General features: G+C 59.2%; 14 protein-coding genes and 1 riboswitch. Of the genes, 8 read left to right on the top strand and 6 right to left on the bottom strand.

All coding sequences use genetic code 11. From position 1 onward, the window contains the following. Nucleotides 1–51 precede the first annotated feature (51 nt). Nucleotides 52–963, bottom strand: a complete 912-nt coding sequence (locus ABIB60_RS04235) for a S66 peptidase family protein (protein WP_354577946.1) — start codon at nt 961–963, stop codon at nt 52–54. A 139-nt stretch (nt 964–1,102) separates the two neighbouring features. Here ABIB60_RS04235 and ABIB60_RS04230 point away from each other — a divergent pair, with 139 nt between their 5' ends. Then, nucleotides 1,103–2,329: a carboxylesterase family protein gene (locus ABIB60_RS04230; protein WP_354577944.1), complete on the top strand. Its 1,227-nt coding sequence runs from the start codon at nt 1,103–1,105 to the stop codon at nt 2,327–2,329. 76 nt (nt 2,330–2,405) lie between these two features. Beyond that, nucleotides 2,406–3,563, top strand: a complete 1,158-nt coding sequence (locus ABIB60_RS04225; RefSeq protein ID WP_354577943.1) for an alpha/beta hydrolase — start codon at nt 2,406–2,408, stop codon at nt 3,561–3,563. A 69-nt stretch (nt 3,564–3,632) separates the two neighbouring features. On the opposite strand, the gene ABIB60_RS04220 is transcribed toward ABIB60_RS04225, so the two are convergent. The 4 genes from ABIB60_RS04220 to ABIB60_RS04205 form a co-directional block, all read right to left on the bottom strand. Continuing rightward, on the bottom strand, nt 3,633–4,898 hold the full coding sequence (locus ABIB60_RS04220) for a homoserine dehydrogenase (RefSeq protein WP_354577942.1): 1,266 nt from the start codon (nt 4,896–4,898) through the stop codon (nt 3,633–3,635). Next, entirely contained in the window at nt 4,888–5,925 is a 1,038-nt protein-coding gene (gene metX / locus ABIB60_RS04215; RefSeq protein WP_354577941.1) for a homoserine O-acetyltransferase MetX, read from the bottom strand. The genes ABIB60_RS04220 and metX overlap by 11 nt, the downstream gene beginning before the upstream one ends. A 290-nt stretch (nt 5,926–6,215) precedes the next feature. Further along, nucleotides 6,216–7,595, bottom strand: coding sequence for an O-acetylhomoserine aminocarboxypropyltransferase/cysteine synthase family protein (locus ABIB60_RS04210; RefSeq protein WP_354577939.1), 1,380 nt, complete (start codon nt 7,593–7,595; stop codon nt 6,216–6,218). 382 nt (nt 7,596–7,977) lie between these two features. After that, nucleotides 7,978–8,091: riboswitch (SAM riboswitch) on the bottom strand. 356 nt (nt 8,092–8,447) lie between these two features. After that, complete coding sequence (locus ABIB60_RS04205; protein ID WP_354577938.1) at nt 8,448–8,744, bottom strand: LysM peptidoglycan-binding domain-containing protein; 297 nt, start codon at nt 8,742–8,744, stop codon at nt 8,448–8,450. A gap of 227 nt (nt 8,745–8,971) precedes the next feature. Between ABIB60_RS04205 and ABIB60_RS04200 the strand changes: the two genes are divergently transcribed. Further along, complete coding sequence (locus tag ABIB60_RS04200; protein WP_315996987.1) at nt 8,972–9,391, top strand: lipocalin family protein; 420 nt, start codon at nt 8,972–8,974, stop codon at nt 9,389–9,391. Nucleotides 9,392–9,520: 129 nt separating this feature from the next. Next, nucleotides 9,521–12,112, top strand: coding sequence for an erythromycin esterase family protein (locus ABIB60_RS04195; RefSeq protein ID WP_354577936.1), 2,592 nt, complete (start codon nt 9,521–9,523; stop codon nt 12,110–12,112). Nucleotides 12,113–12,408: 296 nt separating this feature from the next. Here ABIB60_RS04195 and ABIB60_RS04190 read toward each other — a convergent pair whose 3' ends face one another. Continuing rightward, entirely contained in the window at nt 12,409–13,494 is a 1,086-nt protein-coding gene (locus ABIB60_RS04190) for a lysylphosphatidylglycerol synthase transmembrane domain-containing protein (protein WP_354577935.1), read from the bottom strand. Between the two features lie 492 nt (nt 13,495–13,986). On the opposite strand from ABIB60_RS04190, the gene dxs reads away from it, so the two are divergent. From dxs to ABIB60_RS04170, 4 genes are all read left to right on the top strand, one after another. After that, nucleotides 13,987–15,930 (top strand): 1-deoxy-D-xylulose-5-phosphate synthase, encoded by a 1,944-nt coding sequence (gene dxs, locus ABIB60_RS04185; protein WP_354577933.1) that lies wholly within the window; start codon nt 13,987–13,989, stop codon nt 15,928–15,930. A 209-nt stretch (nt 15,931–16,139) separates the two neighbouring features. Beyond that, nucleotides 16,140–16,670: a YceI family protein gene (locus tag ABIB60_RS04180; protein WP_354577932.1), complete on the top strand. Its 531-nt coding sequence runs from the start codon at nt 16,140–16,142 to the stop codon at nt 16,668–16,670. Nucleotides 16,671–17,058: 388 nt separating this feature from the next. After that, nucleotides 17,059–17,814: an alpha/beta fold hydrolase gene (locus ABIB60_RS04175; protein WP_354577930.1), complete on the top strand. Its 756-nt coding sequence runs from the start codon at nt 17,059–17,061 to the stop codon at nt 17,812–17,814. Nucleotides 17,815–18,017: 203 nt separating this feature from the next. Continuing rightward, nucleotides 18,018–19,250, top strand: a complete 1,233-nt coding sequence (locus tag ABIB60_RS04170) for an isocitrate dehydrogenase (NADP(+)) (RefSeq protein ID WP_354577929.1) — start codon at nt 18,018–18,020, stop codon at nt 19,248–19,250. Nucleotides 19,251–19,295: the final 45 nt, after the last annotated feature.

The raw sequence follows: 19,295 nt of genomic DNA, 5'->3' as shown, positions 1-19,295 counted from the left end.
CTGTTCGCAGTGCTTTGATAACTTGGTCAGCTGAACGGACAAGCTGCGGGCCTACGCAGGCACATACGCCAGCCGTGAGCCGGCTGCCGACACGGTGAGTTGGGCTTCCCGGCCCACAATCAGGGCCTGGTTATGGGGCTCATGGCCTACCGGGAAACTGTGAGCCACCGGAAATCCGTATTGCGCGGCATAGTGCTGAATGATTTCGTTGGGGGTTTGGCCGTAGGGCACAGTATTGTCCTGGGGGTTGGAAAAGTGACCTACTACCAGCCCCGCCAGGCCCGCCAGCTTGCCGGTGCGGTCCAGGTGCACTAGCATTCGGTCAATGGCGTAGAGGTACTCGTCAATATCCTCCAGAAACAAGATGCGGCCGGCCGTGGATACATCCGACTGGGTGCCGGTGAGAGTTTGCAGAATGCTGAGGTTGCCGCCCACCAGCTCGCCGGTAGCCGTACCCAGTTGGTTGAGTGCGTGGGCCGGAGCCGAGTAGCTGATTTCCTCCCCGAACAACGCCCGGCGCAGGCTTTCCAGGGAGTCCTCGCCGCCTTCCTGGTGAAACAGCAGCGGCATTACGCCGTGAATGCTCTGGTGGCCGCGCCGCAGCAAATGGCAGTTTAGCGTGGTAATGTCGGAGAAGCCGGCTATCCACTTTGGGTCCTGCCCGAACCGGCTGAAATCAATGCCATCAATAATGCGGGTGGTGCCGTAGCCGCCCCGGGCGCAGAGAATAGCCCGGATGGCGGGGTTGTCGAGCTGCTGCTGAAAATCCTGGCGGCGCACGTCATCCTCCCCCCCAAACTGGTGGTGCGCCACGTTGGTACTGGCCCCCAGCACTACGCGCAGCCCCCAGCTTTCCAGCGTGGCAACGGCGGCGGCCAGCTCCTCGTGTGAGGCTTTGCGGGCAGGGCAGATGATGGCAACCTGGTCGCCGGGGCGGAGGGGGGAAGGGGCGGTAGTGGGCATAGCAGTTAGCGTATCTGAGGCGGTAAACCTACTGAACAGAACTACGCGCCGCGAGGGAACGTATGCGCAGTGCTCGAAAATAAATCCTCTGACCGGGGGAGTTATATTTTATATTGCGTAAGTCACATAAAACAGCCTCATGAAGAAATTACTACTTGCTCTGTTGTGTGTGTGGTTGGGAAGTGCAGGAGTTGCCTCGGCTCAAAGCCAGATTGACACCACCGGTGGCCGCTACTACCGGCCTGTTTTCGCCAACGTCACCCGCACGCAGGATGTCACCTACGGAGCGGCAACCGACTTCTTAGGCAGCAACCAGAACCTGCGCTTGGATGTGTATCAACCCACCGGCGACACCGTGCGCCGCCGGCCGCTGCTCGTGTTTGCCCACGGCGGTGGGTTTGTTTCCGGCAACAAGAACGACGCGGACGTAGTGGAGCTGTGCACCCGCTTTGCCCGCATGGGCTACGTGACGGCCAGCATTGATTACCGCCTGCTGTTTCTGCCCTTTGATACCGTGAATATCGGCCGGGCGGCTATTCGGGCTACCCAGGATATGCGGGCCGCCGTGCGTTTCTTCCGCCGCGACGCCGCTACGGCCCGCACTTACCGCATCCACCCCGATTTCGTGTACGCCGGGGGCTCTTCGGCCGGAGCCTTCATGGCTCTGCAAACCGGTTACCTTGATAAAGCCGCCGAAGTACCCGCCTACATTGGGCTGGCCGACCTGGGCGGGCTGGAAGGCAATAGCGGCAACCCCGGCTACAGCAGTGCCGTGCGCGGCGTTATCAACCTCTGCGGTGCCCTGGGCCGCCCCGCCTGGATTGAGCCCGGCAACGTGCCCCTGGTAAGCCTGCACGGCACCGCCGATGCCGTAGTGCCCTACGGCGCTGGCACGGTAGGTGGGGGCTTACCCCCCCAGAAAGTGTACGGCAGCTCCATTCTACACGCCCGCGCTACGGCCGTAGGCATCGTCAACCGCCTCTATACCTTCAAGCGCGCTGGCCATGTACCCTATAGTGGCAGCAGCGCCACGGCCATGGCCTACATGGACACTACCACGCGCGTTGTCCGGGATTTTCTGCGGCCCCTGCTTCGGCAGCCGGCAGTTGTAACGGCTACTAAATCGGCTACGGGCACTACCCCGCAGGCCTACCCGGTACCCGCTATGGGTACGGTGCAGCTACAATGGCCGGCGGCGCTGGCGTTCCGGCCCCAGCCGGTGGAGGTGCTGGATGCCACGGGCCGCGTAGTGCGCCGCCTGCGCTGGGAGCAGCCCACGCTGCTGATTCGCCGGGAGACACTGCCTGCCGGCACGTACTTGGTACGGGCGCCCGGGCTGGTGGCCCGCCGCATCGTGTTCGAGTAGAAAAAACTGGCGCATCGGCCCGCAAACTGGCCGTATCTTTGAAAAAGCAACGGCTCCATAGTCGTTGCTTTTTTGCATGAAATACGGTTGGCTGCTTGGGCTATTGTTGTTGCTGAATTTGGGGGTCCGGGCGCAGCCGACGGCTTCCATTGATACTACCCACGGCCGCTACCACCGCCCGGTGTTTCGGCAGGTGCAGGTGCGCCGCAACGTGGAGTTTGCCCACGTCACCACCATGCTTGGCTTGCCCCAGACGCTGTACATGGATGTGTACGAGCCCCAGGGCGACACCGTGCGCCGCCGCCCCCTGGTAGTACTGGCCCACGAAGGCGGCTTCCTGACCGGTACCCGCGACGATGCCGTAATGACGGCCCTGTGCACCCGCCTGGCTCGCCTGGGCTATGTGGCCGCTACCATTGACTACCGGCTCTATTTCTTCCCGTTTGATACCGTGGGCATTGGCCGGGCGGCTATTCGGGCTACGCAGGATATGCGGGCCGCCGTGCGCTTTTTCCGTCACGATGCCGCTACGGCCCACAAGTTCCGGGTGCATCCGCAGTACGTGTTTGTGGGCGGATCCTCGGCCGGAGGCTTCATGGCGCTGCAAACCGGCTACCTCAACAAGGCCTCGGAAGTGCCCGCTTACCTGGATGTGGCCGCCCTGGGCGGACTGGAAGGCACGGGGGGAAATGCCAAATTCAGCAGCCGGCCCCGGGGGGTAGTAAACCTGTGTGGGGCGCTGGCCAGGGCTACTTGGCTGGAGGCCGGCGACCCTCCGCTGTGCAGTGTGCACGGCACCCGCGACGGGTTGGTGCCCTACGGCAAAGGCACCATTGGGGCGCAGCTACCGGCCCAGCTGGTATACGGCAGCGGGGCCCTGCGCGTGCGCGCCAACGCCGTGGGCGTACCCAACGTGCTGCGCCGCCTGCGCGGAGCCGGCCACGTGCCGTATTCCTTCGAGCCTACCTACATCGACTCGGCTTTCGTGGCCATGCGCGACTTCCTGCGGCCGTTGCTGGGAAACGGGGCACCTGGCCCCCTGCTAGCAGCGGCCTTGAGTCCGCGCCGTGAAGCCCAGGTTACTGCCCTGCTTTTACCTCGGCGCATAGCCATACTACCTCCTCAACCGGCCCTGGAATGGCGGCCTGCTTTGCTAAAAACCGAATCAGATTCTGTACAGACGCGCCCACAACCTACAACTCCGGAAGCTGCTGGAGTTGGGCCGCCTCAGTAAAAACCGGGTGCCCCGCTACTCTGAGGAGGTAGCAGAACACCCGATAAATGATTCTCGAAAAACGTGAGGTTATGCTAAGACCTCGGCTACCAACACCTCATTGCTGACGGGGCGGAGGCGGCCGGTGCGCACGATGAACGCGCCGTATTTGCGCAGCGTGTCGCGGTGACGGATGAGGTTGGCCAGGGCCACGTAGCCGACTACGTACTCGTCCTCATCAGCTTCCTCCGAAATTTCGCTGAAGTCGAGTAGGTCAATGAGGCGGTCCTCATCGGTGCGCAGGTAAATTTCTACTTCCAGGTCGGAGGCGTATTCGGCGGGGGTAGCGGCTTTGGGGTAATGGTAAGCGAAGCCCTGGCGCAGCGCAACCAAATCGGCCAGTACGGCCGAGCCGGTGGGGTGCCCGCCGGCCCCACGCCCCCGCAGAAACTGCTCCCCGGCAAAATCGGCTTCCAACACTACACCATTGAACTCATGGTCAACACTATACAGCGGCGACTCAGGGCCTACTAGCTGCGGCGTTACCAGGGCGGTTATGCGGCCATCGGCCAGGCGCTGCAGGCCGGCTACTACTTTAATTTTCTGGCCCTGGCTGGCAGCAAAGGCAATATCCACCGCACTGATGCTCTCAATGCCCAAATTCAGCACTTCCTCCGGGTTCAGGAAGGAGCCATAGGCGTGAGCAGCTAGTAGCACGGCTTTGGAGCGCGGGTCGAAAGCGGCCATATCTAGGGTCGGGTCGGTTTCGGCGAAGCCTTTGTGCTGGGCTTCCCGCAACGCCGGCGTGTAGTCGGAGCCATCCTCACCCATGCGCGTGAGCACGTAGTTGGAGGAGCCGTTCAGAATACCCGTGAGGCGGCGCAGCGGCTCCTGCCCAAAATAGGCGTCCAGCGTCCGGATAATGGGGATACTGCCGCATACGGCCGCTTCATACAGCAACGTGCCCTGCCCGGTGCGCTGCAGCTGCACCAGCTCGGGCAAGTGGCGAGCCAGCATAGCCTTGTTGGCCGTCACTACGCGGCGGCCCCGGCGCAACGCCTCGCTCACCAGCCGAAATGCCGTGTCGGCATCATCAATGAGTTCCACCAGCACGTCCAGGGAATCATCGATAAGCAGCGCCTGGGCGTCAAACTCAAACCGCTCGGCGGGCAAGGGGCGGGCTTTGTGCGGGGTTTTTACGGCAATGCGGCTGATAACGAAGCTGCTTTCCGGGTGCTGCTGCAGAATATCGTACAAGCCCTGGCCTACGCAGCCAAATCCAATCAAACCAACCCGCCACGCTTGGGCAGGGGCAGAAACAACGGAAACGGGTAGGGAAGCAAGGTTAGTGGACATACGTCTGGACGTAGAATCGTTCGAGGAAATGAGTGATTTGAGCGGTTTCAATCAGAAAGCCATCGTGGCCGTACTGCGAGTCCATCTCGGCGTACATGGCCCCTTTGATGTAGCGCGCCAACTCCTGCTGCTCCTGGGGCGGAAACAGCACATCGGAGGTAACGCCCACCACCAGCGTGCGGGCCCGGATGCGGCCCAGCGCCGCCTGCACGCTGCCCCGGCCCCGCCCCACATTGTGCGAGTCCATGGCGTGGCTGAGCGTCACGTAGCTGTAGGCATCGAAGCGGGACACCAGCTTGTCGCCTTGGTAACGCTGGTAAGAACTGGCCAGAAAATCGGTGATTTTGGCCTCGTTCTGGTCGGTTTGGGTACTGCCGTAGGCGCCGTAGCTGCGGTAGCTGAGTAAGGCCACGGCCCGCGCTGCCCGCAAACCCGCCGCCCCGCCCGCCGGGGTAGCCTGCTGGTAGGTTGGGTCGGCGAAGATGGCCAGCCGTTGAGCTTCATTGAAGGCAACACCCCAGGCCGAGTGCCGGGCACTGGTAGCTAACAGTAGTAAGTTCTCAAATACGGCCGGGCGCTGAACGGCCCATTCCACGGCCTGCTGCCCACCCAAGGAGCCCCCAAGCAAGGTATGGATACGCGTCAGGGCCAGGTGTTCCCGCAACGCCTCGTGCACCGCCACCATGTCGCGGATGGTAATAAGCGGAAACTGCTGGTAGGCGGCTTCCCCACTGGTGGGGTCTGGGGTGAGCGGACCAGTAGTGCCGTAGCAGGAGCCCAGCACGTTGGCGCACACGATAAACCACTCACTCGGGTCAAAATGACAGCCAGGACCTACCAAACCGGGCCACCACTCCTGTACATCGGAGTTGGCCGTGAGGGCATGGCACACCCACAGCACATTGTCGCGGGTGGGGCTCAGCTGCCCGTAGGTGTGGTAGGTTACCTCCACGTGCGGCAGCACGGCCCCGTTTTCCAGCCGCAGCGGCCGAGGCAGACGAAACACGTGGGAATCTTCGGAAGGCATTGTGTAGGAGTACTAAAGGAATGCAGTAGGGTAGGATGGGGCTAAAAAGCCACCATGCTGAGCTTGAAGGAGTATGACGCTCTGATCTTACCTAGATGCTATGAATCAAAAACTAGCCCGCGGGCGGAGTCGAATTCTACCCGGCTCCGCCCCGGCTAGGTGCGGGCACCCCTGCTATTCCCGGAGTCTCTCTCGTAAGCCCGGGAATGGGGGCCCGCGCTGCGTGCTGGAAGTTGTGCCGCCGATGGCTCTCTCACCTGCCCTCGGCGGCTTCAACCCCTCTCATAGTTTTACACTTCCAGCGGTGCAGCGTGTTCAGTTTCGGGTTCGGGCAGTAGGGTGCTGTGGGTGTTGGGCGAGGCGGCGTTGCGCACCGCGTCAAATGCCTGCTGCAAATCGGCCCGGATATCCTCAAAATGCTCAATGCCCACCGATAGGCGCAACAACGTGGGCGACACGCCGGCCGCGCGTTGCTCCTGCTCCGAAAGCTGCTGGTGGGTAGTAGCCGAGGGCTGAATGATGAGCGTTTTGGCGTCGCCTACGTTGGCCAGGTGGCTGACCAGCTTCAGGTTATCAATGAACTGGGTGGCAGTTTCCTTGGAGCCTTTGATGGCAAAAGTGAGTACCCCACCGTAGCCGCGCTTCAGGTATTTCTGGGCCAGGATGTGGTAGGGGCTGCTTTTCAGACCAGGGTAGTTCACGGCTTCCACCTGCGGATGCTGCTCCAGCCAGTTGGCCACGCGCAGGGCGTTTTCCACGGTGCGCTCCACCCGCAGACTCAACGTTTCCAGGCCTTGGAGCAGCAGGAAGGAGTTGAACGGGCTCTGCGAGGGGCCAAAGTCGCGCAGCCCCTCTACCCGGGCCCGGATGATAAAGGCGATGTTGCCAAACGGGCCGTTTTTGCCGAATACGTCGTTGAAAATCAGCCCGTGGTACCCATCAGATGGCTCCGTGAACTGCGGGAACTTGCCGTTGCCGAAGTCGTAGGTGCCTCCATCCACAATTACGCCACCCACACTGGTGCCGTGGCCGCCAATCCACTTCGTGGCCGATTCCACCACAATGTTGGCCCCGTGTTCCAAAGGACGGAACAGGTAACCGCCGGCCCCAAACGTATTGTCCACAATAAGCGGCAAATCGTGCTTGCGGGCAATGGCGGCAATAGCCTCGAAATCAGGAATGCTGAAGCTGGGGTTACCGATGGTTTCCAGGTAAATAGCCTTGGTCTTCTCATCAATCAGGGCCTCAAACTTGGCGGGCTGGTCGCCATCGGCAAAACGGACTTCAACGCCTAAACGCTTGAAGGCCACTTTAAACTGGTTGTAAGTGCCGCCGTACAGGTGCGTGGTGCTCACAAAGTTGTCGCCGGCCTGCAAAATGTTGTTGAGGGCAATAAACTGCGCTGCCTGCCCCGAGGATACCGCCAGGGCTGCCACACCACCTTCCAACGCCGCCACCCGCTGCTCGAACACGTCGGTAGTCGGGTTCATCAGGCGAGTATAAATATTGCCAAACTCCTTCAGGGCAAACAGGTTAGCGCCGTGCTCAGCATTCCTGAACACGTAGCTGGTAGTCTGGTGAATGGGTACGGCGCGGGAACCGGTTACGGGGTCAGGCTGCTGGCCGGCGTGGAGTTGGAGGGTCTCGAAATGGAAGTTCTGCGTGGACATGGCAGGGCTGAGTTTGAAGACGTTGGGGGTAGGAAGAGAACCTGAAAGGCAGAGCCGCCGCGAGGGGAATAAGGCCGCGTTGTTCATGCCAAATTGTTGACGATGAAGTTGGTAACGCGTGGGTTGCCTGCCGGATGCCTAGTAGCAGGCACCTTCGGCTCGGGCCGAAGCTAGGCTGGGAGGGAAGAGGGCTGCGGGGCCGGGCTTGCGGCTAGCAACAGCAACAACACGCGCTGCTACAGCAGCGCATTCGCATTCGGCCGGTAGCGGCTGAGGCAGCCGGGGCAACGCAAAAAACCCACGACGAAACAGCAGGCGCAATGGCGGCTGAGGCGGTAGGGGCTGAAAAGGCGAAAGCGAGGGTGTTTTCCATGGTACTCCTGAGTTATATGCCCCGCCGCCGGATGGCTGGTCGGGCAGGAATTGGCACCTTTCGCGCGGTCGAAGGTTGCCAGTGGGTCAGGGAGCCTGTTCTCTCGCCACTTCTGTATAAATCCTATGAGAACTTCCCCGCCGCGAGCGGAGGAGTACCGAGTTGGTAGTGCAAAGGTATAAACGCAGATTTGATATCTGCAAGCATTATTGGGGAAAATGCTGAAATTATTTTTTCTGGCTAATGTCGTTTTATAAACGGATGAGATTATGCGTAAAACATTGTTAATAAGCGGGTAATATAGATAAAAGAGAAGGTAGATATGCCGGGCGAAGTTAATCAGTGACTAAGTTGATCTGTATAAGCCAATAGCTCCAGTGAACAGCCAGGCTGAGTTATTGCGAGTAGCAAGGGGGCTGGCGCACAAAAAAAGCCGCTCTTATAAGAGCGGCTTTCTTGCATATTTTAAAGAATTAACCTTAGCTGGAAGCTTTGGGCAGGGTAAGCACCTGGCCTACTTCAATCTTGTCAGGGTCGGAGCCAATGATGCCTTTATTGGCCTCATAAATCTGGTGCCACTTGGTGCCGTCGCCGTAGTGGTTGCGGGCAATTTTCGAAAGGGAATCACCGCTTACTACGGTATAGGTTTCGCCTTCGGTAGCGGCGGGCTGGTTGGCGTTGCCGAAAAAGTCGGTAGCACCACCGGCGGCAGGTTTGGCGGCTGGCTCAACAGGTTTCTTTTCGCCGTCGTTCGAGAGAAAATCAAACAGTCCCATAGGAGTAGAATCGTTAAGAGTGGGAGGGGAAGCACCGACGTTCGGCCGGGTTGGCAGTCAGTCAGATGCTTCTTACGCCGTGGCAGACATTAGGTTGTAGCTGCACTATGTTCCGCTGGAGCAGGCATCCGCCGGGCAAACATCTTGCGGCGGGGTTCCGTACTAGACGCATTATCGGCCGTTGCGCCGTTGAGTTTGCCACATCCTTCACCCTATTCACTCTCCCCATGAAAACCCTGACCTCTCCCTTCCGCCTCCTGGCCAGCCTGCTGGTGTTGTTGGTTCTCTTCACGGCTGCATCCTGCGGCAGCAAAGAGGGCAAAGTAGAAGGTGTAAATATGCTGTACGGTGCCCAAAGCAAAGTATGGAAAACCGACAAGGAGCTGAGCTCCACCGGCGACAAAGTAAAGCAGACTGATGCGCAGGAAGACGAGCGTATCACCTTCTTCGCCAACGGCCAGTACAACATGACCTCCGCCGCTGGTGCCGTAAACGGTAAGTACGATTTCGACCAAGCTGGTAAAAAAATCACCATGACTCCCGACGGCGCTGCCCAAAGCAACACGTTTGATGTAGTTACCCTCACCGATGACAAGCTGACGCTCAAAGCTCCTACCGGTGCTGAGCTGAAACTCGAAAAAGAATAACCCCGCTGCTAGGTTTGTATAGCAGTCCAAAAAACTCAAAAAAGCCCTTCTGCCCAGTGCAGAAGGGCTTTTTTGATGCATTTTACCGGAAGTATGTAGCTTGCTGATCAACTACATACTATTGTTCCTATGTTTTCTATCCGAATGCTGGCCCTGAGTGGCTTGCTAAGTATGCTTGCCGGGCCGCTACTGGCCCAAAATGCGCCCGGTACTACGGCGGCCGTTGCGCCAATCAAAACCTACCCGGTGCGCACCATCAACCCAACGGACGCTGACTTAAGTGACCTGGAGTTTTTACGGCAGGAAATTGGTCCGGCGCGGGTAGTCATGCTGGGCGAGCCCACCCATGGCGTGGGTACGGCTACCGAGGCCAAAGTCCGGTTGATCCGGTTTCTGGCGGAGCGCATGGGCTTTACCACCGTGGCGTTTGAAAGCAGCCTATATCCGTTAGATCAGGCCGAGCGGGCAATTCAGGCGGGCGCTCCGGTTCCGGCCGCCATTGCCGCTTCCGTGTACCCGGTCTGGACGGAAACCCAGGAGTTTCAGGCGCTGCTGCCGCTGCTGGGCAAGGGCAAGCTGCACGTAGCCGGCTTCGACTCGCAGGTGGGCTGGGGGCACGATGATATGCTGGACGACCTGGAAACCTTTCTGAGACCCGAAAAAGGTAGCTCCGATATTGCCTACGACTACCTGGATGAGTGCATCAGCACAATGGGAGAGCACAACATCTTTCCTCCTTCGCACCAGCTGGTTTTCTTCAAGATGCAGCTTGGCAAGGCGCGAAAAATCCTGGATAAAGTAGCCGCTGGCCCGGACGCTAAACGCCGGGAGCGGGCTGGTTTCTGGTTGCAACAGTTGCGGAGTATACAGGCCCTGGCCCAGGACTACGCCTCCAACGACCCTGGTGCCAAAGATTCGGCCACGTTTAAGGCCGCCGACAGCAACGCCCGCGACGCCCAAATGGCCGATAACCTGCTGTGGTACCTGCGCAACCATCCCCAGGAAAAGGTGATTTGCTGGGGCGCCATCGGGCACCTGTCCAATACCACGGCCGGACTGGATCAGGAAGAGTTAAAAGGATTTCGCCCGATGGGCCAAGCCGTGAAGGCCGCGCTGGGAACGGATGCGGTGTATGTGTTCAGTACAGTAGCCGGTAGTGGTAAGCATGGGTTTGGGTACTGGGGTAAACATCAATCCGTCCCGGCTCCGGCTCTCGGGACACTGGAGGCCGAACTGCTGGCTCAAGGTCAGGAGTACAGCTTTGTGAGCCTGAAGCACGACGCGCCGGGCCGCCGGCTAACCACTTATGCGTTTGAATTTCTGCCGATTTCCGGCCCCTGGAGTGAGGCAATTGATGGGCTCCTCTATCTGAAAACGATAGCCCCGCCCCAGCCTGTGCTGCCGACGGCTGCCGCCCCGCCCAGCCAGGCTGTAGGCGCTGCGGCTCCGCCCGCCGTGCTAAGCCGGCAACGGGCCAATGTGCGCCCAATAGCCGGTAAAACCAGTGCTGCGCTTACGCTCACTGGCACAGTGCTCGACCGCAAAACCGGCCAGCCAGTTCCCTTCGCCACGGTGGCCCTACCCGCCCGCAGTGCCGGCACCGTTACGGACGCGCAAGGCCGGTTCCGGCTGGAGGCCCGGCTGGGGGAGCAAGTGCAGGTGAGCAGCATCGGTTACGAACCGGCTACCCTAGCGGCGCAGCACGCTACGGCCCTACATGTGCGCTTGGTTCCGGCGGCCTTTGCCCTGGCCGATGTACGCGTGAGTGCCCAGTCGCAGGACCCAAAGCGCATCATGAAGAATGTTATCAAGGCCATTGAAACCAACTACGAGCGGCAGGACTATGCCCAGGAGCTGTACGTGCACCGCCGCATTATGGGGTTCGATACGCTGCGTCATGAGCTGGAATACACCGGCCGGCAATGGACGCCTGCGGGCTACCAACATTGGGCGGGCGGCTTTTTGATGCTGGAAAAGCGGCCGGTGATACAGGTACAGGAAAAACGTGAGGCAACGACGAAGGCTGACGGCCACGCGTACAGTGAGCCAGGCTACGGCTTTTCCGGGGGCTTTGACCCGGTGCGCGTTTCGCCGCTGTTTAAATCGGCCACTCTAAGCCGCTTCCGAGTGCAACTGGATAGCATAGAACAACGGGGCGAAGAAGCATACTACGTACTCAGTTTTGCGGCCAAGAAGGCCAGCCACCGAGCTACCGGGATGGGTTTTATTCAGGGTTACTCGGGCAAAATATACGTGCGTCAGCAGGACTACGCTGTGGTGCGCTATGAAAGCCTTTGGCAGCACGACACGGCGGAAGTAAACGCCATAGCGCACAAATACTACGGCACTAGAAGCAACATCCGTCACTTTTTCAATGCGGTGTACCAAGACCACCGAACCACGCACGTGGTAACGTATCAGCAGACTGGCACCGGCCGCTACTATGCCAGTGCCAGCGTAGCGCAGGCTTTGGAGGTTGGGCACATGCTAAGTGGCCGCGGCCGGCATTTTTACAACCAGAAAACCTGCGACGTGTATTACGCGCCGCCAGTAGTCGTGTCGGCGGCTGAAGTGCCCGACCCTAATGCCCAGCCCGAGCTACGCGGGGACAGTACGGGTATTTGGCAGGTTGGCAAAGTTTCAAACCGCCCGGATTTCTGGCAAACTTACCAGCGCCCCGTGCCGGTTGAGGCTGCTCCGACCCTGAAGACCACCAAATAAAACGTGTCATTCCGAGCAAAGCGAGGAATCTGGGCTAAGCTGTGTGGACAGTAAGCAAGGCTAAACAACGCCACGTCATGCAGAGCATTCTGCGAATCGAGCAGAGACGAAGCATCTCGCGTGCTGACGTTGGGGCTACTATCTACATCAGCACGCGAGATGCTTCGCCTCCGGCTCTGCCTGACGTTCCAGTTGGTAGTAAGAAGCGTTACTGTCCACTCAGCCTAGGCCGTTGCTACGGTAACTCCAGATTCCTCACTTCGCTCGGAATGACAGTTTTTGCTCGGAATGGCAGTCTACGAGTGCATTACCTGCTCAACCTTTCGCTTGCCATAGATGCGCGTAACCCAACGAGGCAGGAACACGGCCCCTAACACCAAGTACAAGTAATACGTGACGATGCGGTAGAGCAAGACCATAAAATTGGTCATGGTAGGCGTGCCGATGAACTTACCGAAGAATGTGGGAAAGGCACCCTCGGCAACTCCCGCGCCGCCGGGCGTAATGGCAATTAGCAGAATAACCTTGTAAGTGAGGTTACGGCCAAAAATCAGCCAGAACTCCGACCAGCTCACGTCAATAAACGCCGCAATCAGGCAGCCAATAACCAGGTAGCGCGCCGTCCAGACAAACGCCGTGCTCAGGGCCGCCCGCAGCCAGTAGCCCCAGCCGTTGCCGCGCAGCTGAGCCGAGGCCAGCACCAACTCGTTACCGTGCTGATATGCCTTGTTGCGCCAGCGCCGCAGTCCGCGCGTTGAGAACAGCCGGATAAACAGCCGCCGCACTGACTGCGGATTCACGAAAATGGCGTACAGCATCAGCAGGGCATAGGCCGTAACGAATACGTAGCTCAGCACAAACCCGGCGCGAAGCGTTGCCATCAGCCCGCCCTGCAACGCCTCATGCGGGTACAGCGCATCACCCCCGATGAGCACCACCAGCGGCACCATCAGCACGTAATACAGGTTGTCGAGCATGGCCGTAGCCATAATGTAGGCCACCGATTTGCCCAGCGGAATGCCCTCCTTGTGCAGCAGCACTGGCGCCACGGCCGTGCCCCCCACCGCCGATGGCAGCACGCAGGACGAGAATTCCCAAAGCATAATCACGTCCAGGGCAGCCCGCCAGCTGAGTACTTTCTCGGTGAGGTAACGGATGCGGTACACGTAGCCGGCGTCGCGGGCCACCAGCACTACTAGCATCAGCAGCAGCCAGAGCGGCTTGGCATTGGCCAGCGGGGCCAGGTCGCCGGGTTTGTAGCTGCGCCAAAACATAAAGCCCACCACGCTCAGGCCAATAAGCACCGGCAGCACAATCCGCGAGGGGCGGAGCTTGTCGAGCAGCTGCTGGTCTTCGGCCTGGGGTTGGGTGAGCTGGGGCATCGTGGGGTGGCGGTGGGTGCGGCTAAAGGTACGGATTTGCGTAGGCGGGGATGTTAAAGTAGGGTTAATGGCTGGTTTTGAAGGGTGGGGTGACGAGGGAACAAGTATGATGAAGAAATAAAGTTGAGCGTCATGCCGAGCATGTGGCGGAGCAAGCCAGGGTCCGAGGAATCTCGCGTGCTAAGGTTGCAGTGGTAATTTCAACGAAGCGGTGGAGATGCTTCGGACCCTGGCTTGCTGCGCCACATGCTCAGCATGACGGATGCTCTCTGGTGTCAGCACGCAAGATTCCTCGACTGCCTTCAGAATGGCGTTCTGGTTTCTCCCCCCTTCATCCCTGTACGCCCTGAATTTCGTAACTCGACGGTTCATCCGGCCGCGCGGAAAACCCGTACCTTTGCCTGTTGTACATTTACTCAACTAGTAACTGCCTAACCTTTAGCGGTAGTTGCCGGTTGCCTAGCAAGTATTCCCTCTTCCTACCCCCTGCACATGATTGTCGAACCTGGTGCCCTGCTGGCGGAAATCAATTCGCCCGACGACCTGAAAAAGCTCAGCCCCGACCAATTGGTGCAGGTTAGCCAGGAACTGCGGCAGTTTATTATTGATACAGTTTCCATCTACGGCGGCCACTTCGGCGCTTCGCTGGGGGTAGTCGAGCTGTCGGTAGCGCTGCACTACGTGTTCAACACGCCCTACGACCAGCTGGTGTGGGACGTGGGTCACCAGGCGTACGGCCACAAAATCCTCACCGGCCGCCGCGACCGGTTCCCCACCAACCGCCGCTACAACGGCATGTCGGGCTTCCCCAAGCGCAGCGAGAGTGAGTACGATGCCTTCGGCGTAGGCCACAGCAGCACCAGCATTGGCGCGGCGCTGGGTATGGCCGTAGCGTCTGATTACAAAGGTGAATTTGACCGTCAGCACATTGCCGTAATCGGGGATGGGGCTATGACGGCCGGTATGGCCTTTGAAGCTCTCAACCACGCCGGGGTGGAGAAGTCAAATCTGCTGGTTATTCTCAACGATAACTGCATGAGCATCGACCCCAACGTGGGCGCGCTCAAGGAATACCTCACCGACATTACCACCTCCCGCACCTACAATAAGGTGCGCGACGAGCTGTGGAATGTGCTGGGCAAGCTCAGCAAGTTTGGGCCCAACCCCCAGCAGATTGCCCGCAAAGTGGAGTCGGCCATGAAGGCGACGCTGCTCAAGCAGAGCAATCTGTTTGAGGCGCTGAACTTCCGCTACTTCGGCCCCGTGGACGGGCACGACGTGCAACACCTGGCCACCATCCTCAACGACCTCAAGAGCATTCCAGGCCCCAAAATTTTGCACTGCGTAACGGTGAAAGGCAAAGGCTACGCGCTGGCCGAAAAAGACCAGACGCTGTGGCACGCTCCCGGTTTGTTTGATAAGGTGACGGGCGAAATCCACACCAAAACCTACGAGAAGCCCCAGCCGCCCAAGTACCAGGACGTATTTGGGCACACCATCGTGGAGCTGGCCGAGCAGAACGATAAAATCATGGGTGTGACGCCGGCTATGCCCTCGGGCTGCTCGCTCAACCTTATGATGAAGCAGATGCCCGACCGCGCTTTCGATGTGGGCATTGCCGAGCAGCACGCCGTGACCTTCTCGGCCGGCCTCGCCACTCAAGGCTTGGTGCCGTTCTGCAACATCTATTCCTCCTTCATGCAGCGCGCCTACGACCAGGTGCTGCACGATGTGGCCCTGCAGAAGCTGCACGTAGTGTTCTGCCTCGACCGCGCCGGTTTTGCCGGTGCCGACGGCCCCACCCACCACGGCTGCTACGATTTGGCCTACATGCGCTGCATCCCGAACATGGTGGTATCGGCCCCCATGAACGAGGAGGAGCTACGCAACCTGATGTACACGGCCACCCTGCCCGAAAACGCCGGTCCGTTCAGCATCCGCTACCCCCGCGGGGAGGGCGTTATGCCGGAGTGGCGTAAGCCGCTGAAGAAAATTACCGTGGGCACCGGCCGCGTGGTGCGCGAGGGTGAAAGTGTGGCAGTGCTCAGCATCGGCCACATCGGCAACTACGCCGTGAAAGCCACCCAGCAGCTTGCCGCCGAAGGCCTGAACCCCGGCCACTACGACATGCGCTTCTGCAAGCCGCTGGATGAGGAAATGCTCCATAACATTGCTCGCCAGTACAAGGCCATTGTGACCGTGGAAGACGGCTGCCTGCCCGGCGGCTTCGGCGCGGCCGTGCTGGAGTTCCTCGCCGACCACGGCTACAGCCTGCCCGTCAAGCGCCTCGGTATTCCCGACCGTATCGTGGAGCACGGCACCCAGGATGAACTGTACAAAGAGTGCGGCTTCGACGCCGCCGGCATTGCCGCCGCTCTGCGCGAAATGAGCGGCAAAGTTGCCGCTGCCGCGCCACTGGAAACGGTGTTGCTGTAAGCTGATACCTTAAAACACGGAAGCCCCGCCAGATGACTCTAGCGGGGCTTCCGTGTTTTAAGGCTATTCAGAGTGCCTACGAAAAATTAAATTGATGTACATACATCAATTATAAAATAAGTACGTACATTTGTCAGGAATTCGGCGCAGCAGTGTAGCTTGCCTGAGTTCTTACAGTGTTCAATTTCTTCCCTCAACTAAGTACCACTATGGCAATTACCAAATGGGTTCTTGACCCGATGCACTCCGAAGTACAGTTCAAGATCAAACACCTCGTTATTTCGACGGTAACCGGCGCGTTCAAGAAATTTGAAGGCACGGCGGAGTCAGAAGGCGACGCGTTTGATAATGCCAAGGTGCACGTGAGCCTCGATGTGGACAGCATCGACACGAACCAGGAGCAGCGCGACCAGCACCTCAAGGCCGACGACTTCTTTGCCGTAGCAGCCTACCCTAATATCACCTTCGAATCGACCAGCCTGACCAAGTCGGGCTCCGACTATAAACTCACCGGCAACCTCACCATCAAGGACGTAACCAAGCCCGTTACCCTGGACGTGGAGTACGGCGGCACCGCTACCGACTTCTACGGCAACACCAAAGCTGGTTTTGAAGTGAGCGGCAAAATCAACCGCAAAGAGTTCGGCCTGACCTGGGAAGGCATCACTGAAGCCGGCTCTATTGTGGTAGGCGAGGACGTGAAGCTGATTGCCAGTGTGCAGTTTGCCAAGCAAGCCTAACTAACGGCTGTATCTCCCGCGGCGGGCCGCACACCTGGGGGCCGTTCAATCGGCCCACCCGCCGCGACGAGGTTATTTACAAAACGCCCGTTTCCTGCCCAGGATGCGGGCGTTTTGCGTGAGAATGAGTGACATATTTCCCTCGGTAGTATGGAGAGCAAGCTAAAAGACCGTCATGCAGAGCACCGCGAAGCATCTCGCGTGCTGATGTTGCCACACTGTTTAAACGTCGGCAGGCAAGATGCTTCGCGGCGCTCTGCATGATGTGCTGGGTAGTAGCAAGCTTCCTTACCTTCTGTACATCATAAGTTGCCGATAAGATGCTGTTGGCTGAATTGGGCAAATGCGCGTACCTATGCGTATTCATCACCGAGCAACGCTCCAGTTAATGACCACGGCTCTCCCTACTATCCTGTTCCTCCACGGCTTTGCTGAATCCCGCGAAGTATGGACGGAATTCACTCGCGACTTTCCCGACGGCTACCGTCTGCTCACGCTCAACCTGCCCGGCCACGGTACCAACGTGCACGATGTCCGGGACTACTCCATGGAAGCCCAGGCCCGTTACGTGGCCGAGCAGCTGCGGCAGAAAAATGTGGAGCGGGCCCTGCTGGTGTGCCACAGCATGGGTGGCTACGTGGCCCTGGCTTTTGCCGAGCGCTACCCCGAAATGGTGGCTGGCCTCGTGCTGTTCCATAGCACCGCCCTGCCTGATACCGAGGAAAAGAAGGCCAACCGGGACAAGAACATGGATTTCGTGCGCCGCCACGGCGTAGAGAAATTTATGGCGTCGTTTATCCGGCCGCTGTTTGCCCCGGCCAACCGGGAGTGCATGCTGGAGCAGCGGGAGTTTCTGGAGGAAATTGGCAAAAGCACCCCCGAAGCCACCGTGCTCGGCGCGCTGGAAGCCATGAAAAACCGCCCCGACCGTACCAAGGTGCTCCAGGAAGCCCGTTTCCCGGTGCTGTTTATTGCGGGCAAAGACGACGTAGCTGTGCCCACCGAAAGCCTGCTGCCCCAACTGGCCCTGCCGGCCCAAAGCCACGCCCTGCTACTCAGCAACGTAGGCCACCTCGGCTACTTCGAGGAGCCCGAACTTACGCGCCGCGCCGTGGTGGATTTTGCGGGCAGCATTTTCAACTAACCAAGAATTCGGGGCATCTTGCCAGCGCATCGGCAGCAGCAAGCTGTGCTGGCCGGTGGCCGTACCCAATAACTACTGGCCCTGATACAGGTTATTACCAGATGTGCCGTAGCTTGGGCCCGCTTTCGGGCTTACAATGCCCTCATATGCACCCACCGCCAAACTCGTGGCGCACAGATTGACCACTTAATCCCCACTAACACATGGCCAAAATTAAAGTAGCAAACCCGGTAGTAGAACTAGATGGCGACGAAATGACGCGCATCATCTGGAAGTTTATCAAGGACAAGCTGATTACGCCCTACCTGGAGCTCGATATCAAGTACTACGACCTGGGCATTGAGTACCGCGACGAAACCAACGACCAGGTAACCATCGACGCGGCCAACGCCATCAAGCAGTACGGGGTGGGCATCAAGTGCGCCACCATCACCCCCGATGAGGAGCGGGTGAAGGAGTTCAACCTCAAGCAGATGTGGAAGTCGCCGAACGGCACCATCCGCAACATTCTGGACGGTACTGTATTCCGGGAGCCGATTGTGATGCAGAACGTGCCCCGCCTGGTGCCCAACTGGACGGCCCCCATCTGCATCGGCCGCCACGCCTTCGGCGACCAGTACCGCGCCACCGACTTCGTAACCAAAGGCAAAGGCAAGCTCACCATCAGCTTCCAGCCCGAGGACGGCGGCGAGGCGCAGTCGTTTGAGGTGTACAACTTCAAAGGCGACGGCGTGGCCCTGGCCATGTACAACACCGACGAAAGTATCCGTGGCTTCGCTCATGCCTGCTTCAACCAAGCCCTGAGCAAAGGCTGGCCGTTGTACCTGAGCACCAAAAACACCATCCTGAAAAAGTACGATGGCCGCTTCAAGGATATCTTCCAGGAGATTTACGAGCAGGACTACCTGGCCAAGTTCCAGGCTGCTGGCATCACCTACGAGCACCGTCTGATTGACGACATGGTGGCCTCGGCCCTGAAATGGAACGGTAACTTTGTGTGGGCCTGCAAAAACTACGACGGCGACGTGCAAAGCGACACCGTGGCCCAGGGCTTCGGCTCACTCGGCCTGATGACCAGCACGCTGGTGACGCCCGACGGCGGCACCATGGAGGCCGAAGCCGCCCACGGCACCGTAACGCGCCACTACCGTGACCATCAAAAAGGCAAGCCCACCAGCACCAACCCCATTGCCAGCATCTTCGCCTGGACGCGCGGTTTGGAGTTCCGTGGTAAGCTGGATAACAATCAGGAGCTCATCGACTTCTGCCACGCCCTGGAGCAGGTGTGCATCGAAACTGTGGAAAGCGGCAAGATGACCAAGGATTTGGCCGTTTGCATCCACGGCAACAAAGTGGAGCACGGCAAAGACTACCTCTACACCGAGGAGTTCCTGGCCGCGCTGGACGAGAACCTGAAGGCCAAGCTGGCTAAGTAGGTCTGCGGCTACTCCAACAAAAAAGCTCCTTTAGCTAGCCGGAGG

It is taken from the genome of Hymenobacter sp. UYP22, from assembly GCF_040547285.1.
GTDB lineage: Bacteria > Bacteroidota > Bacteroidia > Cytophagales > Hymenobacteraceae > Hymenobacter.
This window is presented reverse-complemented; position numbering and strand designations above follow the sequence as displayed.

Bases quoted from the DNA above. Each gene is read 5' to 3' on its own strand.
- metX (WP_354577941.1), bottom strand. From the start codon at position 5,925: ATGCCTTCCGAAGATTCCCACGTGTTTCGTCTGCCTCGGCCGCTGCGG.
- ABIB60_RS04210 (WP_354577939.1), bottom strand. From the start codon at position 7,595: ATGTCCACGCAGAACTTCCATTTCGAGACCCTCCAACTCCACGCCGGC.
- ABIB60_RS04190 (WP_354577935.1), bottom strand. From the start codon at position 13,494: ATGCCCCAGCTCACCCAACCCCAGGCCGAAGACCAGCAGCTGCTCGAC.
- ABIB60_RS04205 (WP_354577938.1), bottom strand. From the start codon at position 8,744: ATGGGACTGTTTGATTTTCTCTCGAACGACGGCGAAAAGAAACCTGTT.
- ABIB60_RS04175 (WP_354577930.1), top strand. From the start codon at position 17,059: ATGACCACGGCTCTCCCTACTATCCTGTTCCTCCACGGCTTTGCTGAA.
- ABIB60_RS04230 (WP_354577944.1), top strand. From the start codon at position 1,103: ATGAAGAAATTACTACTTGCTCTGTTGTGTGTGTGGTTGGGAAGTGCA.
- ABIB60_RS04170 (WP_354577929.1), top strand. From the start codon at position 18,018: ATGGCCAAAATTAAAGTAGCAAACCCGGTAGTAGAACTAGATGGCGAC.
- dxs (WP_354577933.1), top strand. From the start codon at position 13,987: ATGATTGTCGAACCTGGTGCCCTGCTGGCGGAAATCAATTCGCCCGAC.
- ABIB60_RS04195 (WP_354577936.1), top strand. From the start codon at position 9,521: ATGTTTTCTATCCGAATGCTGGCCCTGAGTGGCTTGCTAAGTATGCTT.
- ABIB60_RS04235 (WP_354577946.1), bottom strand. From the start codon at position 963: ATGCCCACTACCGCCCCTTCCCCCCTCCGCCCCGGCGACCAGGTTGCC.
- ABIB60_RS04200 (WP_315996987.1), top strand. From the start codon at position 8,972: ATGAAAACCCTGACCTCTCCCTTCCGCCTCCTGGCCAGCCTGCTGGTG.
- ABIB60_RS04180 (WP_354577932.1), top strand. From the start codon at position 16,140: ATGGCAATTACCAAATGGGTTCTTGACCCGATGCACTCCGAAGTACAG.
- ABIB60_RS04220 (WP_354577942.1), bottom strand. From the start codon at position 4,898: ATGTCCACTAACCTTGCTTCCCTACCCGTTTCCGTTGTTTCTGCCCCT.
- ABIB60_RS04225 (WP_354577943.1), top strand. From the start codon at position 2,406: ATGAAATACGGTTGGCTGCTTGGGCTATTGTTGTTGCTGAATTTGGGG.